Origin of the sequence: Jiangella mangrovi (genome assembly GCF_014204975.1) — a bacterium.
Taxonomy (GTDB): Bacteria; Actinomycetota; Actinomycetes; order Jiangellales; family Jiangellaceae; genus Jiangella; species Jiangella mangrovi.
This window is the reverse complement of record NZ_JACHMM010000001.1, coordinates 4,949,430-4,976,330: the sequence shown is the minus strand read 5'-3', so window position 1 is coordinate 4,976,330 and position 26,901 is coordinate 4,949,430. Positions and strand designations below refer to the sequence as shown.

The 26,901-nt window shown below is 72.7% G+C and carries 28 protein-coding genes; 10 read left to right on the top strand and 18 right to left on the bottom strand.

From position 1 onward, the window contains the following. The first annotated feature begins 21 nt into the window (after positions 1 to 21). The 4 genes from HD601_RS23005 (at position 22) to HD601_RS22990 (ending at position 5,829) form a co-directional block, all read left to right on the top strand. Positions 22 to 879, top strand: a complete 858-nt coding sequence (locus HD601_RS23005; protein WP_221441225.1) for a carbohydrate ABC transporter permease — start codon at positions 22 to 24, stop codon at positions 877 to 879. After that, entirely contained in the window at positions 876 to 1,775 is a 900-nt protein-coding gene (locus HD601_RS23000; RefSeq protein ID WP_184825805.1) for a carbohydrate ABC transporter permease, read from the top strand. The genes HD601_RS23005 and HD601_RS23000 overlap by 4 nt, the downstream gene beginning before the upstream one ends. Then, positions 1,772 to 2,788, top strand: coding sequence for an NAD(P)-dependent oxidoreductase (locus HD601_RS22995; RefSeq protein WP_184825804.1), 1,017 nt, complete (start codon positions 1,772 to 1,774; stop codon positions 2,786 to 2,788). The genes HD601_RS23000 and HD601_RS22995 overlap by 4 nt, the downstream gene beginning before the upstream one ends. Before the next feature lie 110 nt (positions 2,789 to 2,898). Continuing rightward, positions 2,899 to 5,829, top strand: coding sequence for an alpha/beta hydrolase (locus HD601_RS22990; RefSeq protein WP_184825802.1), 2,931 nt, complete (start codon positions 2,899 to 2,901; stop codon positions 5,827 to 5,829). Between the two features lie 6 nt (positions 5,830 to 5,835). Here HD601_RS22990 and HD601_RS22985 read toward each other — a convergent pair whose 3' ends face one another. Together HD601_RS22985 and HD601_RS22980 are read right to left on the bottom strand one after the other, a co-directional pair. Beyond that, positions 5,836 to 6,324, bottom strand: coding sequence for an SRPBCC family protein (locus HD601_RS22985; protein ID WP_184825800.1), 489 nt, complete (start codon positions 6,322 to 6,324; stop codon positions 5,836 to 5,838). Then, positions 6,321 to 6,677, bottom strand: coding sequence for an ArsR/SmtB family transcription factor (locus HD601_RS22980; RefSeq protein ID WP_184825798.1), 357 nt, complete (start codon positions 6,675 to 6,677; stop codon positions 6,321 to 6,323). Before HD601_RS22980 ends, HD601_RS22985 begins: the two co-directional genes overlap by 4 nt. Before the next feature lie 92 nt (positions 6,678 to 6,769). Between HD601_RS22980 and HD601_RS22975 the strand changes: the two genes are divergently transcribed. Both HD601_RS22975 and HD601_RS22970 read left to right on the top strand, forming a co-directional pair. Then, a complete protein-coding gene (locus tag HD601_RS22975; RefSeq protein WP_184825796.1) occupies positions 6,770 to 7,216 on the top strand; it encodes a CBS domain-containing protein in 447 nt (148 codons plus the stop codon). Between the two features lie 158 nt (positions 7,217 to 7,374). Next, a complete protein-coding gene (locus tag HD601_RS22970) occupies positions 7,375 to 9,930 on the top strand; it encodes an outer membrane protein assembly factor BamB family protein (protein WP_184825794.1) in 2,556 nt (851 codons plus the stop codon). Between the two features lie 78 nt (positions 9,931 to 10,008). Here the strand turns inward: HD601_RS22970 and HD601_RS22965 are convergent, their stop codons facing one another. The 7 genes from HD601_RS22965 to HD601_RS22935 all read right to left on the bottom strand — a co-directional run bounded on the left by HD601_RS22965 (position 10,009) and on the right by HD601_RS22935 (position 17,801). Continuing rightward, a complete protein-coding gene (locus HD601_RS22965) occupies positions 10,009 to 10,566 on the bottom strand; it encodes a DUF937 domain-containing protein (RefSeq protein ID WP_184825792.1) in 558 nt (185 codons plus the stop codon). A gap of 148 nt (positions 10,567 to 10,714) precedes the next feature. After that, positions 10,715 to 13,105: a WD40/YVTN/BNR-like repeat-containing protein gene (locus HD601_RS22960; protein WP_221441224.1), complete on the bottom strand. Its 2,391-nt coding sequence runs from the start codon at positions 13,103 to 13,105 to the stop codon at positions 10,715 to 10,717. A 137-nt stretch (positions 13,106 to 13,242) separates the two neighbouring features. Continuing rightward, positions 13,243 to 13,728 carry a hypothetical protein gene (locus tag HD601_RS22955; RefSeq protein ID WP_184825790.1) on the bottom strand — a complete coding sequence of 162 codons (486 nt, stop codon included), beginning with the start codon at positions 13,726 to 13,728 and terminating at the stop codon, positions 13,243 to 13,245. A 23-nt stretch (positions 13,729 to 13,751) separates the two neighbouring features. Next, positions 13,752 to 14,633, bottom strand: a complete 882-nt coding sequence (locus HD601_RS22950) for an ABC transporter permease subunit (protein WP_184825788.1) — start codon at positions 14,631 to 14,633, stop codon at positions 13,752 to 13,754. Then, the gene (locus tag HD601_RS22945; protein WP_184825786.1) at positions 14,630 to 15,676 is read right to left on the bottom strand and encodes an ABC transporter ATP-binding protein; all 1,047 of its coding nucleotides are present in this window, start codon (positions 15,674 to 15,676) and stop codon (positions 14,630 to 14,632) included. Before HD601_RS22945 ends, HD601_RS22950 begins: the two co-directional genes overlap by 4 nt. Positions 15,677 to 15,678: 2 nt before the next feature. Then, positions 15,679 to 16,977 (bottom strand): ABC transporter substrate-binding protein, encoded by a 1,299-nt coding sequence (locus HD601_RS22940; RefSeq protein WP_184825784.1) that lies wholly within the window; start codon positions 16,975 to 16,977, stop codon positions 15,679 to 15,681. Then, positions 16,974 to 17,801 (bottom strand): ABC transporter permease subunit, encoded by an 828-nt coding sequence (locus HD601_RS22935; protein WP_184825783.1) that lies wholly within the window; start codon positions 17,799 to 17,801, stop codon positions 16,974 to 16,976. The genes HD601_RS22940 and HD601_RS22935 overlap by 4 nt, the downstream gene beginning before the upstream one ends. A 266-nt stretch (positions 17,802 to 18,067) precedes the next feature. On the opposite strand from HD601_RS22935, the gene HD601_RS22930 reads away from it, so the two are divergent. Beyond that, complete coding sequence (locus tag HD601_RS22930) at positions 18,068 to 18,352, top strand: antibiotic biosynthesis monooxygenase (protein WP_184825782.1); 285 nt, start codon at positions 18,068 to 18,070, stop codon at positions 18,350 to 18,352. Positions 18,353 to 18,361: 9 nt separating this feature from the next. Here the strand turns inward: HD601_RS22930 and HD601_RS22925 are convergent, their stop codons facing one another. From HD601_RS22925 to HD601_RS22910, 4 genes are all read right to left on the bottom strand, one after another. Beyond that, the gene (locus tag HD601_RS22925; protein ID WP_184825781.1) at positions 18,362 to 18,754 is read right to left on the bottom strand and encodes a DUF1761 family protein; all 393 of its coding nucleotides are present in this window, start codon (positions 18,752 to 18,754) and stop codon (positions 18,362 to 18,364) included. Further along, positions 18,747 to 19,427, bottom strand: coding sequence for a hypothetical protein (locus HD601_RS22920; RefSeq protein ID WP_184825780.1), 681 nt, complete (start codon positions 19,425 to 19,427; stop codon positions 18,747 to 18,749). Before HD601_RS22920 ends, HD601_RS22925 begins: the two co-directional genes overlap by 8 nt. Positions 19,428 to 19,604: 177 nt before the next feature. Further along, entirely contained in the window at positions 19,605 to 20,489 is an 885-nt protein-coding gene (locus tag HD601_RS22915; RefSeq protein WP_184825779.1) for an aminoglycoside phosphotransferase family protein, read from the bottom strand. Positions 20,490 to 20,531: 42 nt separating this feature from the next. After that, positions 20,532 to 21,203, bottom strand: coding sequence for an LLM class flavin-dependent oxidoreductase (locus HD601_RS22910; RefSeq protein WP_221441223.1), 672 nt, complete (start codon positions 21,201 to 21,203; stop codon positions 20,532 to 20,534). Between the two features lie 51 nt (positions 21,204 to 21,254). Here HD601_RS22910 and HD601_RS22905 point away from each other — a divergent pair, with 51 nt between their 5' ends. Beyond that, positions 21,255 to 21,899 (top strand): methyltransferase, encoded by a 645-nt coding sequence (locus HD601_RS22905; RefSeq protein ID WP_184825778.1) that lies wholly within the window; start codon positions 21,255 to 21,257, stop codon positions 21,897 to 21,899. Between the two features lie 5 nt (positions 21,900 to 21,904). On the opposite strand, the gene HD601_RS22900 is transcribed toward HD601_RS22905, so the two are convergent. Both HD601_RS22900 and HD601_RS22895 read right to left on the bottom strand, forming a co-directional pair. Then, entirely contained in the window at positions 21,905 to 22,117 is a 213-nt protein-coding gene (locus HD601_RS22900) for a CDGSH iron-sulfur domain-containing protein (protein WP_184825776.1), read from the bottom strand. Further along, entirely contained in the window at positions 22,114 to 23,073 is a 960-nt protein-coding gene (locus HD601_RS22895) for an iron-containing redox enzyme family protein (protein ID WP_184825775.1), read from the bottom strand. Before HD601_RS22895 ends, HD601_RS22900 begins: the two co-directional genes overlap by 4 nt. A 126-nt stretch (positions 23,074 to 23,199) precedes the next feature. Between HD601_RS22895 and HD601_RS35010 the strand changes: the two genes are divergently transcribed. Beyond that, on the top strand, positions 23,200 to 23,613 hold the full coding sequence (locus tag HD601_RS35010; protein WP_184825773.1) for a helix-turn-helix domain-containing protein: 414 nt from the start codon (positions 23,200 to 23,202) through the stop codon (positions 23,611 to 23,613). A 123-nt stretch (positions 23,614 to 23,736) separates the two neighbouring features. On the opposite strand, the gene HD601_RS22885 is transcribed toward HD601_RS35010, so the two are convergent. Together HD601_RS22885 and HD601_RS22880 are read right to left on the bottom strand one after the other, a co-directional pair. After that, complete coding sequence (locus tag HD601_RS22885; protein WP_184825771.1) at positions 23,737 to 24,354, bottom strand: ATP-dependent Clp protease proteolytic subunit; 618 nt, start codon at positions 24,352 to 24,354, stop codon at positions 23,737 to 23,739. After that, a complete protein-coding gene (locus HD601_RS22880) occupies positions 24,351 to 24,965 on the bottom strand; it encodes an ATP-dependent Clp protease proteolytic subunit (protein WP_184825769.1) in 615 nt (204 codons plus the stop codon). The genes HD601_RS22885 and HD601_RS22880 overlap by 4 nt, the downstream gene beginning before the upstream one ends. Before the next feature lie 142 nt (positions 24,966 to 25,107). Between HD601_RS22880 and HD601_RS22875 the strand changes: the two genes are divergently transcribed. Beyond that, complete coding sequence (locus HD601_RS22875; protein ID WP_184825767.1) at positions 25,108 to 25,803, top strand: class E sortase; 696 nt, start codon at positions 25,108 to 25,110, stop codon at positions 25,801 to 25,803. 261 nt (positions 25,804 to 26,064) lie between these two features. Here HD601_RS22875 and HD601_RS22870 read toward each other — a convergent pair whose 3' ends face one another. Further along, positions 26,065 to 26,664, bottom strand: coding sequence for a dihydrofolate reductase family protein (locus HD601_RS22870; RefSeq protein WP_184825765.1), 600 nt, complete (start codon positions 26,662 to 26,664; stop codon positions 26,065 to 26,067). Positions 26,665 to 26,901 lie beyond the last annotated feature (237 nt).

Sequence of the window (26,901 nt, the reverse complement as noted above, 5' to 3'; positions counted from 1 at the left end):
CGTCCGGCCTCCCGCCGGGCGATGCGCCGGCGGGAGGCCCGCATCGGGCTGCTGTTCGTCCTGCCGGTCCTGCTGCTGTTCCTGGCGTTCCGGTTCGGGCCGGCGATCGCGGGCGGCCTGCTCGCGTTCACCGACTACACGATCGGCGCCGAGACCAGCTGGACCGGCCTGGACAACCTGCAGCGCATGGTCGACGACCCGCTGTTCTGGCGGGCGCTGCGCACGACGCTGATCTACTCGGTGCTCGCGGTGCCGCTGTCGATCCTGGCCGCCCTGGGCATGGCGCTGCTGGTGCGGCGCTCGTTCCGCGGGGTCAAGCTGTTCCGGTCGATGTTCTTCCTGCCGGTCGTGACCAGCCTCGTGCTGGCCGGCATCGTGTTCACCTGGATCTTCTCGGCCGACGGCCCGTGGTCGTCGCTGCTGGGCGCCGTCGGGTTGCCGTCGGGCTCGTGGCTCTCCGACACCACGCTGGTGGTGCCGGCGCTGGTGATCGTCGCCGTGTGGACGCGCTTCGGCTTCGGCATGCTCATCCTGCTCGCGCGGCTGCAGGACATCCCGCGCGAGCTCGAGGAGGCCGCGCTGACCGACGGCGCCAACGCCTGGCACCGCTTCCGCTACATCGTGCTGCCCGAGCTGAAGCCGGCGCTGTTCTTCCTCGCGGTCATCGAGACGACGGTGTCGTTCCAGGTCTTCGACACCGTCTACGTCATGACCGGGGGCGGGCCGGCGCAGTCCAGCTACATGCTCGTCTTCCAGCTCTACGACCAGGCGTTCCGGTACTTCGACTTCGGGTACGCGAGCGCGATCGGGCTGGCGCTGTTCGTGATGACGCTGGTGGTCGCGCTGATCCAGCGGCTGACCCTGGGGAGGGACCGATGACCGCGCTGAGCACTCCGGCCGCGCTGGACGCCGACGTGGCCTCGGCGCCGCCGGGTGAGCGCCGTCCGTACAAGGCGCTCGAGCCCACGCGCGGCGGGAAGGCCGCGCGGGCGGTGCTGCTGTTCCTGGCCGCCGTCGTCACGCTGTTCCCGTTCTACGCGATGGTCGTGCTCTCGTTGAAGCCGACCGGCGCCATCGTCATGCCCGAGGCGCTGTTGCCGTGGCCGATCTCGGGCGAGGCGTACGAGCACGTCCTGGGCGCGGAGTCGGTGCTGCGCTGGACCCTGAACACCGCCGTCTACTCCATCGTGTCGGTGGTCGCGGTGCTGTTCCTGGCGTCGCTGGCCGGCTACGCGTTCGCCCGCAAGCGGTTCCCGGGCAAGGAGGTGATGTTCTGGTCGTTCATCGCGATGATCATGGTCCCGTACCACGTCACGCTGGTGCCGAGCTTCATCGTCATCTCCGAGGCCGGCGGCGTGAACACGTACTGGGGCCTGATCCTGCCGACGCTGGCGAACGCCCAGGCCGTGTTCCTCATGCGGCAGTTCATCAAGTCGCTGCCCGACGAGCTGTTCGAGGCGGCCATGCTGGACGGCTGCTCGGAGTGGCGCATGTACGTGTCCATGGTGCTGCCGCTGATCAAGCCGATCCTGGCGACGCTGGGCGTCTTCGTCTTCCTGTGGCACTGGAACGACTTCCTCTGGCCGCTGATCGTCGGGCAGAGCAGCGACATGCGCACGCTGACGACGGGCCTGGCGTCGCTGAACGCCGAGAACGCGCCGTTGAACGTCGTGCTGGCCGGGTCGGTGGTGGCGTTCGTGCCGATCTTCATGGCCTACCTGGTCGGGCAGCGCTACTTCACCGAGGGCGTCACCATGACCGGGGTCAAGGGGTGAGCGCTGTCGTCGCGGTGGCGGTGCCGGCGGACCTGCGGGCGCTGTTCTTCGCCGGCTCGCTGTGGTCGGAGCTGGCCTCGCTCGGTGAGCTGCGGGTGGTGGCCGACGACGACGGCGGCAGCCTCGGCTCCGCGGCCGGGCTGGCGGCGCTCGCCGGTCCGGCCGACGTGCTGGTGACGAGCTGGCCCTGTGCCGCCGTGACCGGGGACGTGCTGGACGCGGCACCGTCGCTGCGGCTGGTCGCCCACACCGGCGCGTCCGTGAAGCCGTATGTGAGCGCGGAGCTGTTCGCGCGAGGGGTCCGCGTCACCCAGGCCGGCGCCGCCATGGGCCGGGCCGTGGGGGAGCAGGCGTTTGCCCTGACACTTGCCCTCCTGCACCGCGTGCACCGGTTCGACCTTGCCCTGCGTACCGGAGTGCCCTGGGCCGACGCGAAGGCGTCGGCGCCGCCCCGGCACGAGCTGCTCGGCTGCCCCGTTGGCGTCGTCGGGGCGTCGCGGACCGGCCGGGCCTACATCGAGCTGGTGCGCGCGCTCGGCGGGATCGTCACCGTCGCCGACCCGTATCTGTCCTCGGAGGAAGCGGCGGAGCTGGGGGTGACGGTGGCCGACCTCGACACCGTCCTGCGCACGTCGCGGGTGCTCGCGCTACACGCCCCGGTGCTGCCCGAGACGCGGCGGATGATCGGCGCCCGCGAGCTGGCCCTCCTGCCCGACGAGGCGCTGCTGGTCAACACCGCGCGGGCGGCCCTCATCGACGGCGACGCGCTGCTGGCCGAGCTGCGCACCGGGCGCATCGACGCCGCCATCGACGTGTACGACGAGCAGCCGCTACCGGTCGACCACGCGCTGCGGTCGCTGCCGAACGTCCTGCTCACGCCGCACGAGGCGGGCGGCACGGTGGAGGCGCGGGTCCGTGGCGGCCGCATCGTCGTCGACGAGATCGCCCGGTTCCTCGCCGGCGAGCCGCTTCAGCACGAGGTCACCGAGGACCAGCTGGCGCGCCTCGGCTGATCAACTCGGGGGAAGGGTGTGGATACGAAATATCGGCGCTAAATCAATGAAATGGTACGGAAAGCTTCGCTGGACAGACTGTGGCTCCCTTCTACCCCTAGGAGCCATCTGTGGGCACGTCTGCTCGCCGGGGTCTCGTCCCCGGCGCGACGGCACTGCTGTCGTCCGCGTTGCTCGCCGCGCTGGTCGCGGGGCCGTCCCCGGCCGGCGCGGCACCGGCACCACCCGAGCCGGCGGCCGAGGTCGCGTCCGGCCCGAACTGGTCCGTCGAACGGGCGCCCGGCGGCTATCAGGTCACCGTCGAGCTCGATCGCCCGCTGCCGATCCGCGGTGACGCCCCGACGATCGTCGTCGACGGCGAGCCGATCGGCCTGGCCACCGAGTCCGGCGACGGCCGGTCGCTGACGGTCGTCACGGCCGACCCCGCGGTCGCGGCGGCTGACACCGTCGTCCCCGGGTGGTCGAGCGAGGCTCCCGCGGCGACGACGGCGCCCGCCCCGGACGCTAGTGCCGCCACCGTCGTGCCGGACGCGGCCATCGCCGCGATCGCGGCCGACCCGCTGGACCCGGGCCCGTTCGACTGGACCGAGTCGATCTACGCGTTCGGCGACCAGGCGATCCCGCTGGCCGCGATCGGCGGGATCCGCGGTGAGCTCGAGGGGAAGATCTACCTGCCCACGACCGGCGGCGCCCGGCCCACCGTGATCCTGCTGCACGGGCGGCACGGCTCCTGCTACGGCGCCGGCGAGGCCAACCCGAACCGCTGGCCGTGCGCGCCGTCGCCGGACGCGGACCCGGCCCGGCTCTCGATCCCGAGCTACCTGGGGTACGACGGCACCGCCCGCGCGCTGGCGAGCCACGGCTACGCCGTCGTGTCGATCTCGGCCAACGCGGTCAACGCGAACGACAACCAGCTCGCTGCCGACCAGGGCGCGCAGGCCCGCGGCCAGCTGCTCCTCGACACCCTGACCATGCTCGACCAGGCCACCAAGGGCCGCCGGGTCGCCTACTACGACGCCTGGACGGACCGTGAGGTCACCCTGAACCAGGCCCTCGCGGCAGGGTCCGCAGCCCTCGCCGCGCGGGCCGACGCCTTCCCCAACGGCGTCGACGCCCTCGACAGCGTGCGCGCCGCCGACCTGCGCGGCCGCTTCGATCTGAGCCACATCGGCATGATGGGGCACTCGCGCGGCGGCGAAGGCGTGACGTCGGCGACGGTGCTCAACCAGGCGCTGGCGCAGCCGTGGGCGATCGAGTCGATCCTGCCGCTCGCGCCGGTCGACTTCGGCCGCATGACCGTGCCGGACGTCCCGATGAACGTGATCCTGCCCTACTGCGACGGCGACGTCTCGAACCAGCAGGGCCAGCACATGCTCGACGACTCCCGCTACGCCTTCGACGACGACGTGCTGCGCAGCGGCGTGTGGGTCATGGGCGCCAACCACAACTTCTTCAACACCGTCTGGACCCCGGGGCAGTTCTCCTTCAGCGTCAGCGACGACTGGGGGAGCGCGACCCGGCGGGTCGAGCCAACCTGCGGCACCGACCCGTCCGTGGCGGCGACCTCGATCCGGCTGACCCCGGCCGAGCAGTACGACGTCGGGACGGCGTACATGTCGGCCTGGTTCCGGCTGACGATGGGCGGCGAGGAGCAGTTCCTGCCGATGTTCGACGGCGCCGGCGCGGTGCCGTCGTCGCTGGACGGGGCGGACGTGCGCAGCGTGTCGACGGCGCCGGCCGGGTCGCGGTCGACGTTGGCGACGTTCGAGGAACCGTCGCCGGCCGTGACGACGGTCGGCGCGGCGTCCGCCGTCGTGTGTGCGAGCCTCAGCGGCCGGACCACGCCGCAGGAGCTGCCGCCGTGCGCCTCGGTGCCGAGCGCGGTGGCGCCGCACTGGACCCCGGCGTCCAACGGCGGCAACGTGCCGGCGACGCCGCTGACCCGGCTGACCTGGGCCGCACCGGGTGACGGGCTCGCCGTCGCCGTCCCGGCCGGGCAGGCCGACGCGAGCGGGTTCGAGCGGCTCTCGGTGAAGCTAGCCGCCGACGAGACCGTGGCGACGGCGACGGACCTGGTGCTGTCGGTGACGGACGCTCGCGGTGCGACGTGGTCCGCGCCGGTTTCCGAGCTGAACCCGTACGCGCTGGTGCGGCTGCCGACGTCGGCCACCGACGCGGCGGCGAGCACGCTGAAGAAGATCGTGCTGCAGCAGGCCGACGTGGCGGTGACGGCGCTGGCCGCGGCCGGGCTGGACGTCACCGACCTGGTGTCCGTCGGGTTCACCGGGACGACGGCGGGCGCGGCGTACCTGTCCGACCTGGCGTTCGAGTCCTCCGCGGTCGGGACGGCGCAGGCGCGGACTTGGCGGACGATCGACGTGTTCGCGCCCAACGCCGACGAGGGCGACGGCCCCGGCACGACGGAGGTCGCGGTCTACCTCGACCGGCCGTCGCCGACGCCGGTGACCGGCTATGTGTCGGTGCTCGGCTCGGCGACCAGCCGGTTCGGCGCGACGATGCAGGCCGTGACGTTCGCGCCGGGCGAGACCTGCAAGGTCGTCACCGCCGGCCGCCAGGGCGACGACGCGCCGAGCACGAGCGCCGGGACGCAGGTCAAGGCCAGCGTCATCAACACCTCCGGCGCGGTGATGGGCAGCCGGTCCATCGGCTTCACCTGGCTGCGCGAGGACGACGGCGTGCTGGAGGACGCGGTGGAGCTGCCGTCCTACGGGACGCCCGGCTCGGCCTGCGCCGAGCTGGCCCGGGTGCAGGCGGGTGCGCGGATCGGCGCTCGCGGCGCGGTCCGGCCCGGCTCGGACGCGGTCGTGACGGCGTCCGGCTTCCGTCCCGGCGAGACGGTGACCGTCACCGTCGGCGACCTCGCGGCGGTCGACGTCGTGGCCGACGCGAGCGGCGCCGTCGCACACACCGTCGCCGTCCCCGCCGTCGTCGACGGCCGGTTCCTCGTGCTCACCGGGGTCGGCGCCGGCACCGGTCTGACCGCGACCGGCCAGCTGGTGGTGACGTCGCCCGGCCGCTGACACGTGTCAGAGGCGGAGGCGGGCGACCGTCTCGCGCACGCCCGGCTCGACGCCGAGGTCCAGCCAGCTCTGGACCTCGGCGTCGGTCAGGTGGTCCGGGAAGCCGAAGTGCACGGTCATCTCGGTGCCGCCGTCGACGCCGTCGCCGTCGTCGACGGGCTCGAACGTGACGGTGACGACGGGGTTGTCGTCGGGCCGGGCGGGGTCGAGAGCGGGCCAGCCGCCGTCGGCGCCCCAGGTGAACACGAGCCGCTCCGGCGGGACGATCTCGCGGTAGACGCCGCCGGTGGTGTAGCGGCGCTCCGGGCTCTCGACCATGTCGATGCGCCAGGCGCCGCCGACCCGCAGGTCGACCGTCGTCGGGTGCCGGTCGGCTGGTACACCGGTGTCGGCGAACCACCGCAGCAGGCCGGGGTCGGTCCAGGAGCGGAAGACCAGCTCGCGGGATGCGGCGAAGCGGCGGACGATGACGAAACCGCGGGTCAGGGTGCTCATCGGGACTCCTCGTCCGGGTGCGGGGGTTGCTCGGTCATCAGGGTCGTGAGGTGCTGCTCGAGGCGGTCGAACCGCTCCTCGAAGAACGCGCGGTACGGCGCCATCCAGGCGTCGACGTCGCGCAGGGGAGCGGTCTGGAGCCGGCACGGCCGCCACTGCGCCTCGCGGCCCTTGACCACCAGCCCGGCCCGCTCGAGCACCTTGAGGTGCCGCGACACCGCGGGCAGGCTCATCGCGTGCGGCGCGGCCAGCTCCTTCACCGTCGCCTCGCCGCGGGTGAGCTGCGCGAGGATCGAGCGCCGGGTCGGGTCGGCGAGGGCCGCGAAGGTGAGGCTGAGCTCGTCGTCGATCATGTAGTTACCCACTCGGTTAATTAACAATGAAGCTAAATACACCACCGTGCGCCGACGGTGTCAACCCCGGCGGTCTCGGGTATGGACCGGCGATGACGAGTGAGCGATCCATCGGCGACGTGATGACGCCGCACGTGGTGACCCTGCCGCCCGACGCGACCGTCCGCGAGGCGGCGGCGCAGATGCGCGAGCACGATATCGGCGACGTCGTGGTGGTCGACGGCGAGGGCGGCGGCGAGGGCGGCGGCATCCGCGGGGTGCTGACCGACCGCGACGTCGTCGTCCGGGTCGTCGCCGCCGACCGCGACGCCAACACCGCCACCGTCGGCGAGTGCTGCACCGGCGACGTCGTCACCGTCCGCCCGGACACCGGCCTCGACGAGGCGGTCCAGCGGCTGCGCGAGTCGGCCGTGCGCCGGCTGCCCGTGGTCGACGACGAGGGCCGCCCGGTCGGCATGGTCTCGATCGGCGACCTCGCCCGGTCCGACGACTCCCGCTCGGCGCTCGCCGACATCAGCGCCGCCCCGCCCAACACCTGACCCGCCGACACGGCGCCGGACGACACCCGACCGGGCGTCGCCGTCGCGCGAACTTCATCTCCCGGACATACGCCCAGCATCTGGGCGACTGGATACGATCGATCGTCCTTCCTACCGTCGGGCGCGCACCCCCCGACTCCCCGTAGGAGGGACCCCCCATGTCTGTACCCGAGCAACGCCGCCGCACGGCGGCCTGGCTCGCCCTGGGCACGGTGACGGCCGCGCTGGCCGCCACGCTCACGGCGACCGTGGCCGTCGATGACGCGCGGGCCGACGGCGGCGCCGTCGTCACCGGCACCGTGTTCGCCGACCGCGACGGCGACGGCACCCAGGAGCGTGGCGAGCGCGGCCTGGCCGGCGTCAGCGTGTCCGACGGCGTCACGATCGTGCGGACCGACCGGGACGGCCGGTACTCGCTCGAGACCAACCCGGCCAGGCGCACGCTGGAGATCGTCTTCGTGTCGCAGCCGGCCGGCTACGAGGCGCCGCCGGACGAGGCGATGACGCCGCGGTTCTACCGCGACCTGGGCGAGCTCGAGGCCGGCGAGCAGGCGAGCGCGGACTTCGGGCTGCTGGAGTCGCCGTGGAGCCGTACCCGCGACTTCACCTTCGGCCTGCTCGCCGACCCCCAGTCGCTGAACTTCACCGACGAGGGCCAGGCCATATTCGAGGACCTCGTGGGCGAGCTGAACGTGCTCACCGACCAGCCAGACTTCCTGATGGTCGCCGGCGACCTCACCGACGAGGCCCTCGACGAGGAGTTCGTCCGTTACAAGGCGACGACGGGGACGTCGCGGGTGCCGGTGTGGCCCGCCGTCGGCAACCACGACTTCTACGACAGCGCGATCTACGACAACTACCGCGAGCACCTCGGCCCGGAGTGGTACTCCTTCGACCACGGCGGCCGGCACTTCGTGATCCTCGAGAACACCTCCGGCTTCTCCGACCCCGCCCAGCTGGAGTGGATGCGCCAGGACCTCGAGCTGAACGCCGGCGGCGGCAAGGACGTGGTCGTGATGGTGCACCGGCCGATGAACACGCCCGCCACTGGCGGCGGCGGCAACAGCCCGGCGCCGTACATCGAGCTGATGGAGCAGTACGACGTCAAGCTCGTCCTGGCCGGGCACACGCACCGCAACGACGTCGACCTGTCGGTGGTCGGCGGGGCGGCGCACGTCGTCACCAACAGCTCCGCCACCACGTCGGACGCGGAGCCCAACGGCTTCCGCGTCGTCTCGTTCGACGGCCAGGAGGTCGACTACGGCTTCAAGATGTACGGCGTCTCGCACGCCCTCACGATCACCAGCCCGGCGCCGGGCAGCACCGTGCCGACGACCACCGACACGGTCCAGGTCAACGCCTACAACACGACGTCGACCGTCACCGGCGTCAGGTACCGGATCGACCGCGGCCCCTGGCGGCCGCTGCGTCAGAGCAACGACATGACGTGGGCGGGGCCGGTCCGCGGGCGCGCCCTGACCCCGGGCCGGCACACCATGGACGTCGAGGTCACCGACGACGGCGGGCAGGCGTGGACGGAGTCGTCGACGTTCACCGTCGTGCCGGCCGCCGACGTCGAGACGCCGCGCGGCGGCAGCCCCTGGTCGATGTTCAAGGGCGGCCCGTCCTACACCGGCGTCGCGCAGGACGTGCTGGCGCCGTCGCTGCGACCGGCGTGGAGCTACCGCACGCCCGGCACGATCCTCACGTCGTCGCCGGTCATCGCCGACGGCGTCGTGTACGCCGGCACCCGCGACGAGAACAGCGAGACGCACCGCGCCGTCCACGCCGTCGACCTCGCCACGGGCGCGCCGCTCTGGACGTTCCGCACCGACGGGGACGTCGAGGGCACGCCGGTGGTCGCCGACGGCCGGGTCTACGCGTCGACGGTCCGCGGCACGCTGTACGCCCTGGACGCCGGCACCGGCGCGAAGCTGTGGTCGGTGACCAAGGGCGACGAGCAGACCGACGGCGTGCACCGCGGCTGGATGTACGAGCCCCCGAACTACGCCGACGGCATCGTCTACCAGGTGTACAGCATGGGCGACCGGCGGCTGATGGCGCTGGACGCCGCGACCGGCGAGGCTCTGTGGGACGTCCGGCTCAACAGCGGCTGGATCGCCGAGACGGCGCCCACCATCGGCGGCGGCCGCGCCTACGTCGCCGGCGACGGCAGCTGGATGGTGTCCGTCGACGCCCGCACCGGGGCGGAGCTCTGGCGGCGGCCCAGCGGCGTGCCGTGCCGCAACACCACGCCGGCGTACTCCGGCGAGCTGCTCTACCTGGGCTGCACCGGCGACGACCTCATCGTCCTGAACGCGGCCACCGGCCAGGAGGTCTGGCGCTACTCCAGCCCGGACACGTCGTACGTCCGCGGCACTCCGACCGGCTCCTCGCCGGCCGTTGCCGACGGCGTCGCGTACATGGGCTTCTCCGACGGCAACGTGACGGCGCTCGACGCCCGGACCGGCGCGCTGCTGTGGACGCAACGGACCGGCGGCGGCATCACGTCGTCGCCCGTCGTCAGCGGCGGGACCGTCTACGTCGGGTCGAACGACGGGTACGTCTACGGGCTCGACCGCGCGACCGGAGCCGTCACGTGGCGGTTCGAGATCGGGACGTGGGTCGCGTCGTCGCCGGCGATCAGCGGCAACACGCTGGTGATCGGCGCCTTCGACGGCAACCTCTACGCGTTCACGTCGACGGAGGCCTAGCCGGTTGACACGTGTCAGGGCCCCTCACCCGTCGTGGGGTGAGGGGCCACTGATCGTGTGTCGTGCCGGGTGACGGCGTCAGCGCTTGCCGCCGCCGAGGAGGCCGCCGAGGCTGCCCAGGAGGTCGCCGAGGCCACCGCCGCCGCCCTGGCCGCCGCCCCCGCCCAGCAGGCCGCCGAGGATGTCGGCCAGCCCGCCGCCGGACTGCGCCTGCTGCGACGGCGCGGCCGCCTTGTCGCCGCCCTTGAGCTGGCCGGCGAGGTAGGACAGCACGATGGGCGCGAGCATGGGCAGCAGCTTGCTGACCAGGCCCGATCCGGCCTCGCTGTTGAAGCCGGCGAGTTGGTTGACGACCTGGTCGCGGTTGTCGCCGAACACGTTCTTGACGATCTTCTCGCCGTCGTCGGTGTCGACGTCGTCGAGGTTCACGCCACCCTTGACGAGCTCGTCGTCGTGTGCGTCGAGGGCCTTGGCGAGCGACCGCTCGCCGTCGGCGTCTTGGGCGTTGGCCTGCATGCCGCCGATGAGCGCCGGCAGCGCCTGCCGGGCCGCCTGTTCGGCGGTCTTCTCGTCGACCCCCAGAGAGGCCGCGATCTGGTCGATCGGAAGCCGGGACAGCAGGTCGTCGAAGTCCATGGTGGTGCCTCTCGGTCCGAGTCCAGCGGCGCGGCGGCTGCTACGTCGCGATCTGCGACGAGTATGCCGCCGCGCCGCCCGGCCCGCGACCGGTTCCGGCACTGCTACCAGCGGCGTGTCGTGCCCGCCGCCGGCAGCATCGCCGTCGTCACTGGCGGCAGGACGCGAGCACGCCGTTCACGCCGACGCCGGGATCGCGCAGCGGCAGCCGCGTCGACGAGCCGCGGCAGGTGGGCACGTCGACCTGGTAGATGCCGCGGCCGAAGGTCGCGACGCTGAGCTGCCGCGTCGGCTCGTGGTAGCGCAGGTACATGACGGGCGCGTTCGGCAGGTTGGTGCCGAGCGCGGCCCACTCGCCGCCGTTCCACGCCGACACGTACACGCCGACGTCGGTGCCGGCGAGCAGCAGGCCGTCGGTCGTGGCGACGACGGAGTTGACCGGTGCGTCCGGCAGCCCCTGCCCGATGTCGGTCCAGGTGGCGCCGCCGTCCTCGGTGACCATGACGTGCGGGCGGTCGCTGCCGGCGCGGAACCCGGAGAACGTCGCGTAGGCGATGTCCTCGTCGGCCGGGTTGACGGAGATGCGGGTCACCCAGGTGCCGGGCAGCTCGTCCTCGTCGACCTGGTTCCAGGTGGCGCCGACGTCGTCGGTCCACCAGAGGTTGCCGTCGTCGGTGCCGACGTAGATGGTGTCGCCGTCGGTGGGCGCGGCGGCGACGGCCGTGATGGTGCCCCACGGGTAGCCGTCGTCGTCGTTGGGGCCGCCGTCGGTGAGGTCGGGGCTGATGGCGGTCCAGGTGCGGCCGTTGTCGGTCGACCGGTTCAGCCGGTCGCCGGCGTAGTACATGACGTCGGGGTCGCTCGGGTCGAACTGCAGCGGCGTGAACCAGTTGCGCCGCTCCGAGGTCGTCTGCCCGGTGCCGATGTTCTGCCGCGGGGTGCCGCCACTGTTCTCGGACCGGTAGCAGGAGCCGTACTGGCTGCAGCCGAAGACGATGCTCGGGTTCTCGGGGTGGATGATCACCTGCAGGCCGTCGCCGCAGCCGATGGCGTCCCAGCCGCCGCCGACGCCGTTGTAGCCGCGGTTGCAGCCGTTGTCCTGCGCGCCGCCGACCTTGAGCTGGTTGTCGGTCTGGGCGACGTCGACGGAGTAGAACTGCGTGTACGGCTCGTGGGTGGCCTTGGTCCACGAGTTGGTGACGCCGTTGGTGTCCGAGCGGTACATGCCGCCGTCGTTGCCCAGGTAGACGCGGTTGGGCACCTTCGGGTCCCAGGCCATCTTGTGCTGGTCGGCGTGCACGCCGCCGGAGTTGGCGAACGTCATGCCGCCGTCGGTCGAGCGGCGCAGGTTCACGCCCATCATGAACACGTGGTCCTGGTTCGCCGGGTCGACGAAGAGCTTGCCGAACCACCAGCTGAACGTCGACTGCGAGGCCTGACCGGCGGTGACCGGCGTCTGCTGCCAGCTGTCGCCGCCGTCGTCGGAGCGGAAGAACGCCCGGAACGGACCAAGCGCGGTGCCGACGTACGCGTACAGCCGGTCGGGGTTGCTCGGCGCGAGCGCGAGGCCCCAGCGACCCTGATCGGGGTCGGTGGGCAGGCCGTTGGTCATCCGCTCCCAGGTGTCGCCGCCGTCGTCGGAGCGCCACAGGCTGGAGCCGGGCCCGCCGTACGTGCGCTGGTGCGGCTCGCGCAGGTGGTCCCACATGGCCGCGTAGACGCGGTCGGGGTTCGTGGGGTCGATGATGACCTCGGTGGCGCCGGTGGTCTCGTTCAACGGCGCCAGCACGCGGTCCCAGCTGTCGCCGCCGTCCTCGCTGAGGTAGACGCCGCGCTCGCCGCCGGGCACGAACAGGTTGCCCGCCGCCGCCGCGAAGATGCGGTCCTCGTCACTGGGGTCGATGGCGAACCGGGCGATGGCGTGGCTGTCGGGCAGGCCCACGTGCTCCCAGGTGCCGCCGCGGTCGAGCGAGCGATAGATGCCGTCGCCGCCGAACGTGATGGAGCCGCCGCCGGGCTGCGGCTCGCCCGTGCCGGCGAACAGCACTCCGTCGCTCGTCATGGCGACCGCGCCCATGCCCTGGACCCAGTCGTCGGGCCAGACGGCCTCGTAGGTCATGCCGGCGTCGCTGGAGCGCCAGACGCCGCCGGACGCGGCGGCGATGAAGAGCTGGTCCTCGACCTGTGGGTCGACGGCGATGTCGACGACGCGGCCGCCGATGTCGCTGGGGCCGAAGAACTCCCACTGCCGCTCCGCGAGCGGGCGGTACATGCTGCGGGTGCGGATCTCGACGTTGCGCGCCTCGGCGCGCGCCTCGGTGTAGACCTCGGTCGACAGCTCGGTGCTGCCGTCGCTCAGGCGCTGCGCCGTCATCCACTCGTCGGGCAACTCCATGGGTCCGGTGGCGGTGCTGGTGCTCAGGGTGGTCGTGCGCTCGTCGCCGTAGACCATGGCGGCGACGAGCGAGATTGCTGCGACGGGCGCGGCGACGGCCGCGACCCTCACGGTTCGGCGATAGCGGGCCAGTCTGGCGATCATGCCGGGGCTCCCTCTCCGCGCGGGAAGAAACGACCTTGGGGGCGGGCCGTGCGCGAAGGATAGCCACTGTCGTGTGAGATGTCACCGGACAATGTATGAGGATGACCACGAATCCTCACGACAGGTGTCGAACGGTGTCAGTCGCTCTGGAACTCCGGCAGCCCGGCGTCCTCGGAGTCCGGGCCCACGACGGCCATGAGCGCGGTGCCGTCGGCGCACAGCGCGGTGGCACGCAGGTACATCCGCCGGCCGCCGGCGCGCAGGAGCACCTCGGTCTCGAACACCTCGTCCTCGACGCGCAGCAGCTCGACGTCGGAGCGGCCCTCGTAGTCGGCGCGCAGGTCCAGCGGGGTCATCCGGATCGAGCCCTCGACGGTGACCAGCGCGCCCTGCTCGACGACGGAGGTGACCCGGGCGCCGTCGGGCAGCATCAGGCCGTCGACGGGGTCGTCGGTCTCGGGCGCCTCGTCCAGCGGGACCCGGTCGCACGAGGGGAGGTTGGCCAGCATCGCGTCGCCAGGGTTGCCCGGGCCGGCCGAGTCGTCCCCGTCACCTCCACAGGCGGCGAACGTCAGGGCGGCCAGGGTGGCGGCGGCGACGGCTGCGGTCCGGCGCGTGGTCATCGCCGCAGCCTGCCACATCGCCGTCACCGCAGCACCCGCCAGCGCCGCACCGCGAGCAGTTGCACGGCGATGATCGTCCCCGTGATCAGCATCAGCACGATCGTGATGAGCGCGGCGTAGGCGAACCCGGAGAACTCGAAGGCCTGGTCGAAGATGTAGACCGGCAGATACAGCGTCGCGTTCGCCGGCCGCCCGTCGGTCAGCACGTACGCCGGTACGAAGTTCACCTGAAGCGTCAGGATCGTGTCGCGCACGGCCAGCAGCACCAGCACGGGCGCCAGCAGCGGCAGGGTGATCCGGCGCAACTGCCCGAACGGGCCGCAGCCCTCCAGCGCGGCCGCCTCGTAGAGCCGGCCGTCGAGCAGCCGCCGCGCCGCCAGCACCACCACGAACCCCTCGCCGATCGGGAACAGCAGCATCAGCACCACCCCGACCCGCGCCGTCGTCGGGTCCGACAGCCAGGTGTAGCCGGGGTGGCCGAACAGCCCGAGCAGCTGGTTCAGCGGCCCGTACAACGGGTTCAGCACCCACAGGAACAGCACCGCCAGCGCGACGTCGGGGACGACGGTAGGCAGGTAGACGGCGGTGCGGAACCAGCGCCCGCCCGGCCGTGGCGCCGCGAGCAGCAGCCCCAGCCCGACCGCCGCGAGCAGCCGCAGCGGCACCGACAGGGAGACGTGGAACAGCGACGCCTCGAGGGTGTCGGCGAGGAAGGTGTCCTCGGTCAGCCGGCGCACGTTGTCGAGGCCGACGAACTGCGGGTCGCGGGTCAGCCCGGTGTGGTCGGTGAACGCGTAGCCGACGTTGAGCAGGGCGGGGACGGCGATCAGCAGGACGACGGCGAGGGCGTACGGCGCGAGGAACGCCCAGCCCGACAGCGACCGCCCGCCGTTGACACGTGTCACACGCGCCGCCCGGCGGCGTCGAAGCGGTGCAGCCGGTCCGGGTCGGGGCGCAGGCGGACGGCGTCGCCCGGGCGCAGGCCGAGCCGCGGCGGCGTGCGGACCGTGAGCCGGACGCCGTCGGGCCCCCGGGTCAGCAGCACCGCCTCGCTGCCGAGGGTCTCGACGGTCTCGACAGTCGCCTCGAGGGGACCGGCGGGATCGAGGGCGAGGTCCTCGGGGCGGATGCCGACGGTGCCGCCGTCGGTGTCCTTGCCGCTGATGGCGCCGCCGAGGAGGCCGCCGAGAAGGCCGCCGGCGGGGACGAGGTTCATCGGCGGGCTGCCGAGGAAGCGGGCGACGAAGGTGTCCGCGGGGGCGTCGTACACCTCTTGCGGAGGGCCGGCCTGGCGGACCCGCCCGCCCTCCATGACGACGACGCGGTCGCCCAGCGTCATCGCCTCGGCCTGGTCGTGCGTGACGTGCAGCGTGGTCGCGCCGAGCCGGCGGTGCAGGGCCAGCAGGTCGGTCCGGGTGGTGAGCCGCAGCTGAGCGTCGAGGCTGGCCAGCGGCTCGTCCAGCAGGTAGACGGCGGGCGAGCGGACCAGCGCGCGGGCGAGCGCGACCCGTTGCCGCTGCCCGCCGGAGACCTGGTCGGGGTAGCGGTCGAGCAGGTCGGCGATACCCAGGCGGTGGGCCGCGTCGGCCGCCTGGCGCCGCGCCTCGTCCTTGGGCACCTTGCGGACCCGCGGGCCGAACATGATGTTCTCGCGCACGGTGAGGTGCGGGTAGAGCGCGTAGTCCTGGAAGACCATGGCGACCGACCGGCGGTGCGGCGGGACGTCGCGCAGGTCCTGCCCGCCGACGGCGACGGTGCCGGCGTCCGGCCGCTCCAGCCCGGCGATGAGCCGCAGCACCGTCGACTTCCCGGAGCCCGACGGCCCGACGACGGTGACCAGCTCGCCCGCCGGGACGTCGAGATCGACGCCGTCGACGGCGCGCACCGGGCCGTACGCCTTGGCCAGCCCGGTGAGCCGCAGGCCGCCGCCGGCTGTCGTGACGGTCATCGTCAGGACCCGCCGGCGGGTTGCTGGAACAACGGGCGCAGCTCGTCCTCGAGCCGCCGCAGGCCCTCCTCGCGGTCGACCCTGCCGTAGAAGACCTCGGCGAGCAGGTCGTTCGCCTCGCCCTCGATGCGTGACCAGGTGGCAGTGCGCGGCGTGGCCCGCAGGTGCGGCTCAATGTCGAGGTACACCTGCGACGACGCCGGCGGCTCGGCCGGCGCGAGGAACACGTCGGAGTTCGCGACGTCGAGCCGCGACGGCACCGTCCGGCCGGACTCGGCGAGGATCGTCTGACCCTCCACCCCCATGGCGAACTCGATGAACTCCCAGGCCGCGGCGTGGTCGTCGAGGCCGGCGCTCATGCAGTAGGCGTCGCTGTGCAGGATCGACGCCGGCTCGCCGCCGGGCGCCACGGGCAGCGGCGCGACGTCCCACTCGAACCCCTCGATGCCGCGCAGCGTCGGCACCGCGACCCGGCTGTTCAGGTACATGCCGAGGGTGCCGCGCAGGAACCGGGCCTCGCTGGACTCGCTCTGCTCCTCGGCGTCGGGCGGGACGACGCCGTGCATGAGCTGCAGGTCGAGGAACCAGTCGACGGCTCGGCGCGTGGCGGGGTCGGTCGTCAGCGTGAAGGTGGTGGGCTCGTCCGGGTCGTCGACGACGTCGCCGCCGTTGGACCACGCGAACGGCGCGACCCGGATGACCGACGGCTCCACTCCCGCCCCGTACGTGCCGCCGCCGGTGAGCGCCGTCGCCGCCGCGAGGAAGTCGTCCCAGGTCCAGCCCTGGGCCGGCGGTTGCAGGCCGGCGGCCTCGAACAGGTCGCGGTTGTAGTAGACCACCAGCGACGAGAGGTTCTGCGGCATGCAGGTGAGCTCGTCCCCGTCGAACCGGAACGCGTCGAGCGCCCGCGGGCTGAAGTCGTCCTCGTCGAGCACGTCGCTGTCGTCGAGGTAGCCCTGGACCGGCTCGATGACGTCCTGCGCGGCGAACTGGCCGTAGCGGCGGAAGTTGAGCAGGAAGACGTCCGGCGGTTCGCCGCCCGCGAACGCCGTGGTCAGCCGCGCCATCAGGTCGTCCTGCGTGGCGACGGGGGAGAGCGTGACACCGACGTCGCTGGACTCCTCGAACGCCTCGACCAGCGACGTGTACCCGGCGACCTCCTCGGCGTCACCGAACAGCGTGACGGTGATCTCGCGGTCGTCCCCGCCGCCGTCGTCCCCGCTGTCGGTCTCGGAGCCGCAGGCGGCGGTGAGCAACCCGGCCAGGGCGACGGCGGTGGCCGTGCGGCGGGTGCGGGTCATGGGCGTCCTCTCCGTAGGGCGGCCAGGGGGTCGTCGCTCAGCAGGACGCGCTGGGCGAGCAGGAACACGACCACGCAGGGCAGGGTCGCGATGATGCAGCCGGCCATCAGCAGCGGCCAGTCGGTGGGGTTGAGCAGCAGCAGGAAGCGCAGCGCCAGCGGGAATGTGTAGCGGTCGCCGCTGTGCAGGTAGAGCAGCGGGTCGATGAAGTTGGCCCAGTGGAACGTGAACGCCAGCACCGCGACGGCGAGCGTGGCCGGGCGCACCTGCGGCAGCGCGACCCGACGCCAGACCGTCAGCCAGCCGGCCCCCTCCAGCCGCGCCGACTGCAGCTGGCTGTCCGGGACGCCGCCGAAGCTCCAGGCGTAGAGCAGCACGAGGAACGGGCTGACGGCGAGCAGCGCCGGCGCCAGCAGCGGCACGATCGTGTCGGTGACGCCGGCCAGCCGGAACACCTCGAACCGCGTCGCCCACACGGCGGTCACCGGAACCAGCAGGACCACGAGGAGCCCGATGACGGCCTTACGTCGTGTGGGCGGCGGGAGGAGCCGGACGCCGAACCCCGTCAGCGCCGCCGTCACGACGGTCAGCGGCACCGCGATCGCGACCACCGCGGCCGAGTTGGCCAGGTACCGGAACAGCGGGATCAGCTCCGGCAGCCGCCGGTACGCCTCGAGCGTCGCCTCAGGCGGCCACAGCTCGAGCGTCCGCGGCGGCGGCAGCCCCGCCGGGCGCAGCGAGCCCACCAGCATGAACCACAACGGCGCCGCGAACAGCGCGGCGACCAGCGCCGGCAGCACGAACCGCCCCGCCACCCGGCTCACGGGCGCGGGCCCGTCGGGAGGGGACGGCGGGCCGGCATGGCCCGCAATATGTCACATTCGCCGGAGCCCCGTCACCGGCCTTGATCTTGGCGCGGCCCGCCGGGCGGGACTTTCACCCGCTCTGGCGGGGACAACTCCCTCCTGACGGAGCGAAGGTCGGGCGTCGTGAGGTTGCGTGCGGGTCATCGCCCGCCCGCGCGGGGAGAACTCCCTCCTGAGCCGCGTATCGTCGGCTGGTCAGAAGCCGAGCCCTCGAGGAGCATGCCGTGATCATCGTCGCCGGGTATCTGCGCGTCGACGCCGCCGACCGCGAGGCGTACCTCGCCACCTGCGTCCCCGTCGTCGAGCAGGCGCGGGCGACCGAGGGGTGTCTGGACTTCGCGCTGTCCGCGGACCTCGTCGACCCGGAGCGGATCAACGTCCTCGAGCGGTGGGCGACGCGGGCGGCGCTGGACGCCTTCCGCGGCGACGGCACCGGCGACGAGCAGACCGCGCTCATCACCGGTGCCGACGTCCGCGAGTTCACCACCGAGTCGGAGACCCGGCTCTAGCCGGAGCCGCTAGCCGAGCACGCCGGCGACCAGGCCGATCGCCAGCAGCTTCAGCAGCCAGTCGCCGCCGTGGACGAGCGCAGTCCGTAGCGGGACACCCTCGTGGAACATCGCGCCGGTCCACAGCACGAGCGGGAACCCGACCCACAGCACCAGACCGAGCAGCAGCCCGCCGCCGGCCGACGACACATCCGCCGCGGCGGCCACGCCGATCACCACCGCGGCCAGCACGAGGTTGCGGGCGAGCTCGGCCACCGGCAGCAGCCACCTGGGTCGCGCCGGGACCTCCCCACGGCCGTCGCCGGACCCGCCCGGCACGCCGACCACCCCGTAGTACACGAACCCGATCACGAACGCCGCCACGGTGCCGACGGCGACGGCGAGCAGCGACACGTCAGGCATCGGAACCGCCCTCCAGCCGCGCCTTGAGCACGTCGAGCCGCTCGCGCCAGAACGCTTTCATGGCGGTCGCGGCGTCGGCGTCGGCGAGCCGGACGTGCGACAGGCTGAGCGTCGCCTTGTCCGCGCCCTTGGCGTCGAAGACGAGGTGCACACGCGAAGCGCCGCCGTCGAAGTCGAACCGCGCCGACTTCGCCCGGGTCGCCGTCCGCTCGACGAGCTTCCCGTCCGGCAGCCAGTCCTCTCGCTGCGACGGGTCGACGACGGCGTCGTAGAGCCGCTCGGCGCTCACCGCGACGGTCCGAGAGACGGTGACGGTGAAGCCGTCCTCCTTCTCGCCGACCGCGCGGCCGAGCCGGGCCTTCTCGTAGCTGCCGACGACGGCCTGCGCGTTCCACGCCAGCGGCACGACGCCGAGCTGGTCGGCGACCCAGCGGGCGGTCTCGCGGTGCGACTTGTCCGCCGCGCCCCATTCGTCGAGGAGTTCGAACCACTCTTCCCAGCCGCGGCCGGTGCGCTCGCGGATGGTCTCGTCGGAGGTGGCGAGGACGGGCGCCGTCGCACCGGCGGGAACGTCCTGTGCGGCGAGGAGCACGGCGCGCGCGGCGGTGTAGCTCTCGCCGGTCTTGGCCATGCGGGTGCGGACGAGATGCTTGAAGGATCGTTGCCTGGTCATCTGGTGTTCCTCTCGTCGGCGGCGCGACGCGACTCACGCTCACGACGTCCGCCGGAAAGGACACACCGAACCGGCATCCCGAGGACTCGAGCCCCCTTTGCCCCCGCTGACGCCGGTGGCGTGAGCACCGGAACCGAGGGTTGGGCGCGGGACGGCGCCACACCGGCAACGTACCACCTAGGCGAGCGAGGCGTCGATGACCTCACGGGCGAACGCGGCGAACACCGGGTTGGTCTCACGGTAGTAGGGCAGCGCGATCAGCCCTTTGGCCAGCGCATAGCCGCGGCCGCGGGCCCAGGCGGCGTCGTCGGGCGCGAGCTCCGCCCGGAACGCCTCTCGCGCGGCGCCGGTGAAGAGGGTCCACGCGGGCAGCAGGTCGTAGGCGCCGTCGCCGGCCCCGGCCGACCCGAAGTCGAGGACGGCGGACAGCTCGCCGCCGCGGGTCAGCAGGTTGAGGTGCAGCAGGTCGCCATGCACCCAGACCCGCTCGCCGTCCCACACCTCCGCGGCCAGCGCGTCCGTCCAGACGGCGGTCGCGGCGGCGGTGTCGACGGTGCCGGCGAGCGACGCGATCGCCTCACGCACGGCGTCGTCGTCGGCGGCGAGCAGCCGCTGCCCCTTGCCTTCCGGTGCGCCGCCGGGGTCGAGGTCTCGTAGCGCGCGGACGAACTCCGCCAGCCGGCCGGCGGTGCGCGGGTCGTCCAGACCTCTCCACTCCGGTGTGACGCCGTCGAGCCAGCGGTAGACGGCCCACCGCGCCGGGTAGCCCTCGCCCGGCTCGCCGGCCGCGACCGGCTCCGGGATCTCGAGCGGCAACCCGCCGCCGTCCGCCAGCCGGGGCAGCCACTCCAACTCGCTCTCGAGGTCGCCCGCCCACTCCGGGACCAGTGGCAGCCGGACCGACAGCTCGTCGCCGAGCCGGTAGACGGCGTTCACCGTCCCGGCCGACCGCACGCGCCGCAGCGCGAGGCCCGCCCACTGCGGGAACTGCGCGGCCAGCAGCCGGCGCACCAGGGCGGCGTCGATCTCGAGCTGGTCGGCGTGCATCCGCGGGGTCGTCATCGCGGGCATCCCACCGCGCGACACGGGCGCGTGTCCACCCATTTACGACGGCGTCAGCCGGCGGCCGGGCCGTCGTGGATGACGCCGCGGACCTGGTCGGCGGTGACGACGCCGGGCTCGAACTCGGGCAGCCACCAGGTCGTGCCGGGCGGCCCGGCGCATCGGCGCGACCTTGCCGGGCATGCCCGCGATCCACACGGGCACGCCACCGGGCCGGGACGGCGCGGGCAGGAAGCTGACGCCGTCGACCACGTAGTGCTCACCCCGGTGCTCGACCGTCTCGCCGGTCCAGGCGGCGGTCAGGATGTCCAGCCCCTCGTCGAGCATGCGGGCGCGGACGCGGTCGTCGAGCTCCTCGCCGGTGCGGCTGAACTCCTCGGCGAAGCGGTCGCTGCCCAGCCCGGCGCCGAAGATCAGCCGGCCGCCGGACAGCAGGTCCAGAGACGCTGTCTCGCGGGCCAGCTTCGCCGGCCGGCGGCGGGGGAGCGGCGTCACCATGGGCCCCAGAGCCAGCCGCTCGGTCGCCGTCGCGACCGCCGTCAGGGTGATCCACGGGTCAGCGACCGCCTGCACCGGCTCGCGCCAGCGCAGCTGGTCCCAGACGAACAGGCCGTGCCAGCCCGCCTCCTCGGCCTCGGCGGCCAGCCACATCACGACGGCGGGATCGGCCAGTTCGTCGAAGAGCGGCAGCCAGATCGCGGAGCGCAGCGTCATCGCGTCACCGTACCCGTACATGCGGGAGCCGACGAGGGGTAGAGCGCGTGGGTGACGACCGACCTCGCGCCGCGCACCGCCGCCTTCGGAGCGCTGCAGATCGACTACGACGCCCGCGTCCTGCGACCGCGCCCCTGGACGACCGCGCAGTCGGTCTGGGCCGCGGAGCTGCTGCACGACGCGCCGCCCGGGCCGGTGCTGGAGCTGTGCGCCGGCGCCGGCCAGATCGGGCTGCTGGCGCTGACGCTCGCGGGCTCCGGCCGCGACCTCGTCCTCGTCGACCGCGACGCCGTCGCCTGCGGGTTCGCCCGGGTCAACGCGGCGCGGGCGCGGCCGGCCGGCGCCGTCGACGTCCGGTGGTCGTCGCTGCGGAGCGCGCTGGCGCCGGCGGAGCGGTTCGCGCTGGTCATCGCCGACCCGCCCTGGGTCCCGACGGCGTCCGTCGCCCGGTTCCCGGACGACCCGGCGTCGGCGATCGACGGCGGGCCGGACGGGCTCACGGTCGCGTGGACCTGCCTGGACGTCATCGCCTCGCACCTGGCGCCGGGCGGGTCCGCCGTCGTGCAGCTCGGCACGGGGGAGCAGGTGGACCGGGTCGCGGCGCAGCTGGCCGGCGACCCGGCCTCGCGGTTGCGGGTGGTGGGGCGGCGGTCCTACGGGTCGCGGGGCGTGCTGGCGCTGGTGGTTGGGGCCTGACGAGGTCAGGGCTTCTGCTTGTCCGGGAGCACCTTGTGGGTGCCGTCGCACCAGGGCTGGTCGGCGGACTTGCCGCAGCGGCAGACCGCGCTGACCGGACGCGTGGTGCGGTGCTGACGGCCGTCGGCGTCCTCGACGACGTGCTCGCCGCGCAGCAGCAGCGGCCCGCCGGGGCAGATGACGACGTCGGGGTGGGCGAAGTCGCGCTGCTCGGTCATGCGGCGTCCCACTCGGCGAGCATGCGCTGGGCGAACCGGTCCTCGAGGCCGAGGCACGCGAGCGCGCCGAACGCGACCTCCGCGGCCTGTGCCGGCTCCTCCTCGACCAGCGCGGCGCAGATGGTGCGGACGGCGAGCTGCTCGTGGACGGCGTCGGCCTCGACGTGCTCGTCGTAGTAGGCGATCATCTCCGCCGGCAGGCCGAGCCGGTCCAGCCCCTGCGCCATGCGCCGCGACGGCATCGAGCTGGTCGCCTCGAACGCCGCCAGGTGCCCCAGTGCCGCGCCGCGCAGCCGGCGGTGCAGCCCGAACAGCGACATCGCGTTGTTCTGCACCAGCACCTCGACCGGGACGTCGTCGACGTACGCGCCGTAGTCCGACCGCAGCCCGGCCGCGTCGAGCCCGCGGACGAACAGGTGCGAGTGCAGCCGGTTCGGGTCGCCGCAGCCGTACTCGTCGTACTGCAACTCCATGAGCGCGGCCTTCGGCCCGGTGGTGAGGCGCGGCACCACCCACGCCGTCGGATCGGCCTCCTTGAGGTGGTAGATCGTGCGGTACCGCAGCAGCTCCAGGGTCTGCTCGACGGTGGCGTCGCGCTGCACGTACGAGGCGACCGAGGCGCCGTCGAACCCCTCGATCAGCGCGAACAGCGCGTCGCCGAAGGGCCCGTCCAGCTCCGGCGGCGGGAACGCCTCGCGCAGCTCGGCCTCGAAGGGCCGCTCGAGCCGGCGGCGCAGCGCCAGCAGCTCCGGCGCCCACTCCAGCTCGTCGTCGACGTCCTCGAAGCCGCGATAGTGCAGCTCGTACAGCGTCCACAGCGCCAGGTGCCGGTCGCCGTCGTCCGTCGCCTCGACCTCGGCGAGCCGGGCTGCGGCCGTCGCCGTCGTCGCTGCTCCGTCGTGCAGGGCGGCTCCCAGAGCCTCGCTCAGCTCGCCCCGTGCCTTCGGTACCCGCATCCGTCCCCCTCGTTCACTCGTCCGGCTCACCTGCAGTACCCACGCGACCCGGCCGGATGCGCGTCGAGGTTCGCCGGTGGCGAACCGCTCTCCCGGACGCGAGGCCGACGCCGTTAGCGTGGATGCATGAGCGGCCCGGAGGAACGCGAAGATCGGTCGACGCCGCTGCTGCGGACGATGCTCGGCGACGTGCTGCGGCGGACGCGACAGGACCAGGGCCGCACCCTGGCCGACGTCGCCACCGACGCCAAGGTCTCGATGCCCTACCTGTCCGAGGTCGAGCGCGGCCGCAAGGAGGCCTCGTCCGAGGTGCTCGCCGCGGTCTGCGACGCGCTCGGGCTGGAGCTGTCCGACCTGCTCGGCGAGGTCCGCCGCGACCTGGTCGAACACCGCGCGACGGTCATCCGCCTCGACACCGTCCGGGCCCTGCGCCGCCGCGAGCCGCTGCCGGTGCCCGCGCCCGTGGTCGCCCCGCGCAAGGTCCCGCGCCGCCGTCCGTCCACCGAGCGCAACGGCGACGTCCTCCTGCTCGCCGCCTGACGGCAGGTGTGCGCGGCGTTCGCTTCCGAGCGGATGTCCTCAGGCGACGTGTAGACGCTGATGCCAACTGCTGTTGGCATCAGCGTCTACACGTCGTTTCAGTTGCCCGCGCGGGCGTCGGCGTCAGCCGTAGACGGCGCCGGCGGGGATCGCCTTGCGACTGGCGATGATCTGGTCGGCGAGGCCGTAGTCGACGGCCTCCTGGGCGGAGAAGGTCTTGTTGCGGTCGGTGTCGGCGCGGATCTTGTCGACGGCGTGACCGGTGTGCCGGTGCAGGATCTCGTCCATCTCCGAGCGGACCTTGGCGACCTCCTTGGCCTGGACGGCGAGGTCGGGCAGGGTGCCGCGGGCCTGGCTGGACGGCTGGTGCAGCATGACCTTCGCGTGCGGCAGCACGAACCGCCGGCCGGGCGCGCCGGCCGCCAGCAGCACGGCCGCCGTCTCGGACGCCTGGCCCATGCACGTGGTCGACACCGGCGGCGTCACGTACTGCATCGTGTCGTAGATGGCGGTGAGCGCGCTGTACGTGCCTCCGGGCGAGTTGATGTACAGGCCGATCTCGAGGTCGGCGCTTGCCGACTCGAGGTGCAGCAGCTGCGCCATCACGACGTTCGCGACGCCGTCGTCGATGGGGGTGCCGATGAAGACGATGCGCTCGTTGAGCAGCCGCGAGTAGATGTCGAACGCGCGCTCGCCCGTCGGCGTCTTCTCGATGACCGTGGGGATCGTGTACTGGCTCACGCTCCCACCCCCACGACCGGGCGGCCCGACTGCGGCCGGACGTCGTTCATGTGCTCGACGATGTGGTCGATGAAGCCGTAGGCCAGCGCCTCGTCGGCGGTGTACCAGCGGTCGCGCTGGCTGTCCTCGTCGATCCGCTCGCGGGACTGGCCGGTGTGCTCCGCCGTCAGGGTCGTCATCAGCGCCGACGTGCGGGCCAGCTGCTCGGAGTAGATCTCGATGTCCGCCGCCGTCCCGCCGAACCCGGCCGAGCCCTGGTGCATGAGCACCTGCGCGTGCGGCAGGCTGAAGCGCTTCCCGGGCGTGCCGGCGGTCAGGAGGAACTGGCCCATGCTCGCGGCCAGCCCCATGGCCAGCGTGCTGACGTCGTTGGGGATGAGCCGCATGGTGTCGTAGATCGCCAGCCCGGCGCTGACCGAGCCGCCGGGGGAGTTGATGTAGAGACTGATGTCGCTGCGCGGATCCTCGGCGGACAGCAGCAGGAGCTGCGCGCAGAGCCGGTTCGCGACCTGGTCGTCGACCTCGGTGCCCAGGACGATGATGCGCTGGTGGAGGAGCCGGGTGGCCAGCTGGTCGTCGAGCGTCCCGGTGATGGGTCCCGCGTTCGTCACGGTGTTCTCCCTGCTCTTCTGCGGTTCAGGTGGTTCGTGATGTCCTGAGACCGATCATTCGTCGCGCGGGAGAGCCCCTCCAACACAATCTGCTGCCAGCAGAGGAGCATTGTGGCAATGCGTTTCGGGTTAGGGTCGGTTCATGCCAGGTCATGCCCGCCGGGGACGGCGTCGAGCCCCCCGCCGCTCGCCGGTCGCGACCGTCGCCGGTGGCGTCGGTGAGCTCATGCTGACCGCCGGCGCCGTCGTCCTGCTGTTCGTCGTCTACACGCTGTGGGGGACTGGCATCCAGACGGCGAACGCGCAGGACGACCTGCGCGACGAGCTCGGCGCGGTGGCTCCCGGTGGGGAGCTGACCAAGGAGCCGCCGTCAGTCGATGAGCTCGACCTCGGCGACGCGTACGGGCTGCTGCGCATCCCGCGGTTCGGCGCCGACTGGGAGTGGGTCGTCGTCGAGGGGGTGGAGCCCGAGGACCTCGAGAACGGCCCCGGCCACTACCCCGAGAGCGCCGACGCCGGCGAGGTCGGCAACTTCGCCGTCGCCGCGCACCGCTCCGGTCACGGCTGGCCGTTCGCGCCGTTCCCGGAGCTGCGCGTCGGCGACCGCATCGAGATCGTCACCGCTCAGGGCACCTTCGTCTACGAGCTCGACGACGCACCCGGCGGTCATCCGGACGGCAACAAGATCGACGTCGACGAGCTGTGGGTCGTCGCGCCGGTGCCGGGCGAGCCCGCCGGCACCGAGCCGACCGAGCGGCGCATCACGCTCACCACGTGCTGGCCGGAGATCGGCTCGTCGCACCGCATGTACGCCACCGGCGTGTTGATCGACGGTTAAGGCGTGTCTGACGGATCACTGGTTCCGCATCCTCGGATCCCGGTTGATCATGGAGATGAGCGGGTTTCCAGTGCCGTGGAAGCCGCTCTTCTCCATGGTCAACAACGACCTCATGCGGGTGAGGTGATCCCCGCGCGAGTGAGGACGTCCGCCGATGACAGTCGTCGTTGTGATGATCAGGTTCCCTCACGGCGCCACAGCGACCGCGAGGGAACGTGATCACGAACGGGTTGAAAGGCGCGTCGATCCGTCGGGCACACCCTAGCGCCGGCGGTCGTAGGTCAGGTAGATCGCGCCGGACTCCGAGGTCGACAGGTCGGCCAGCGACCACGAGGTCACCGGGATGCCGTCCTCGAAGAGCCGGGCGCCGCCGCCGACCAGCTCGGGGCAGAGGTTGAGCGTGAGCCGGTCGATCTCGTCGGCCACGAGCAGGGTGCGGATGATGCTGGCGCTGTTCTGCACGACGATGTCGCCGCCCGGCTCGTCGCGCAGGCGCTTCACGACGGAGACGGGGTCGCCGTCGGCGAGGCGGGAGTTCTGCCAGGGGGTCTCGGTCAGCGTGGTCGAGAAGACGATCTTCTCGACGTCGTCCAGCCAGCGGGCCAGGGTCCGGTCGCGGGGCTCGGCGTTCTCGTCCCGGGCGACGGTCGGCCAGTAGCCACCGAAGCCCTCGTAGTTCTTGCGGCCCAGCAGGATCGTCGTCGCGGTGGTGGTCATCCGGACCGACTGGTCGCGCATCGACTCGGTGACCGCGTGCGGCGCGACCCAGCCCATGTCGTACTCGCCGCCGGCGCCGTAGTAGCGGCCGTCGAGCGACAGGGACATGTTGGCGACGACCTTGCGGGTGGTGGTCTCGGTCATGATCGTGGTGTCCTTCGGTTCCGCCGGCGCCCCGATGGCGCCGATGGACCGATCGTGTCGCCGATCGCCGGCCGGAACATCTGCCACCTGGCCGATCTGCGCGACCTGCGCCAGAGGTATGTCCCCTGGGCCAGCTCGATGGCCCGGACCTTGCACGAGATCGCGGCGGGTGGAGCGGGGAACCGCAGCGCTTTCATGCCTGCCTCACCGGGAAACGGCGTTGCGTTCGCACGGCGA

Excerpts from the sequence above, each read along its gene's own strand:
- HD601_RS22960 (WP_221441224.1), bottom strand. The coding sequence starts at position 13,105 with ATGATCGCCAGACTGGCCCGCTATCGCCGAACCGTGAGGGTCGCGGCC.
- HD601_RS22965 (WP_184825792.1), bottom strand. The coding sequence starts at position 10,566 with ATGGACTTCGACGACCTGCTGTCCCGGCTTCCGATCGACCAGATCGCG.
- HD601_RS22920 (WP_184825780.1), bottom strand. The coding sequence starts at position 19,427 with ATGACCAGGCAACGATCCTTCAAGCATCTCGTCCGCACCCGCATGGCC.
- HD601_RS22895 (WP_184825775.1), bottom strand. The coding sequence starts at position 23,073 with ATGCGGGTACCGAAGGCACGGGGCGAGCTGAGCGAGGCTCTGGGAGCC.
- HD601_RS35010 (WP_184825773.1), top strand. The coding sequence starts at position 23,200 with ATGAGCGGCCCGGAGGAACGCGAAGATCGGTCGACGCCGCTGCTGCGG.
- HD601_RS22915 (WP_184825779.1), bottom strand. The coding sequence starts at position 20,489 with ATGACGACCCCGCGGATGCACGCCGACCAGCTCGAGATCGACGCCGCC.
- HD601_RS22975 (WP_184825796.1), top strand. The coding sequence starts at position 6,770 with ATGACGAGTGAGCGATCCATCGGCGACGTGATGACGCCGCACGTGGTG.
- HD601_RS22870 (WP_184825765.1), bottom strand. The coding sequence starts at position 26,664 with ATGACCGAGACCACCACCCGCAAGGTCGTCGCCAACATGTCCCTGTCG.
- HD601_RS22940 (WP_184825784.1), bottom strand. The coding sequence starts at position 16,977 with ATGACCCGCACCCGCCGCACGGCCACCGCCGTCGCCCTGGCCGGGTTG.
- HD601_RS22980 (WP_184825798.1), bottom strand. The coding sequence starts at position 6,677 with ATGATCGACGACGAGCTCAGCCTCACCTTCGCGGCCCTCGCCGACCCG.
- HD601_RS23000 (WP_184825805.1), top strand. The coding sequence starts at position 876 with ATGACCGCGCTGAGCACTCCGGCCGCGCTGGACGCCGACGTGGCCTCG.
- HD601_RS22970 (WP_184825794.1), top strand. The coding sequence starts at position 7,375 with ATGTCTGTACCCGAGCAACGCCGCCGCACGGCGGCCTGGCTCGCCCTG.
- HD601_RS22910 (WP_221441223.1), bottom strand. The coding sequence starts at position 21,203 with ATGACGCTGCGCTCCGCGATCTGGCTGCCGCTCTTCGACGAACTGGCC.
- HD601_RS22900 (WP_184825776.1), bottom strand. The coding sequence starts at position 22,117 with ATGACCGAGCAGCGCGACTTCGCCCACCCCGACGTCGTCATCTGCCCC.
- HD601_RS22985 (WP_184825800.1), bottom strand. The coding sequence starts at position 6,324 with ATGAGCACCCTGACCCGCGGTTTCGTCATCGTCCGCCGCTTCGCCGCA.
- HD601_RS22925 (WP_184825781.1), bottom strand. The coding sequence starts at position 18,754 with ATGCCTGACGTGTCGCTGCTCGCCGTCGCCGTCGGCACCGTGGCGGCG.
- HD601_RS22955 (WP_184825790.1), bottom strand. The coding sequence starts at position 13,728 with ATGACCACGCGCCGGACCGCAGCCGTCGCCGCCGCCACCCTGGCCGCC.
- HD601_RS22875 (WP_184825767.1), top strand. The coding sequence starts at position 25,108 with ATGCCAGGTCATGCCCGCCGGGGACGGCGTCGAGCCCCCCGCCGCTCG.
- HD601_RS22945 (WP_184825786.1), bottom strand. The coding sequence starts at position 15,676 with ATGACCGTCACGACAGCCGGCGGCGGCCTGCGGCTCACCGGGCTGGCC.
- HD601_RS23005 (WP_221441225.1), top strand. The coding sequence starts at position 22 with ATGCGCCGGCGGGAGGCCCGCATCGGGCTGCTGTTCGTCCTGCCGGTC.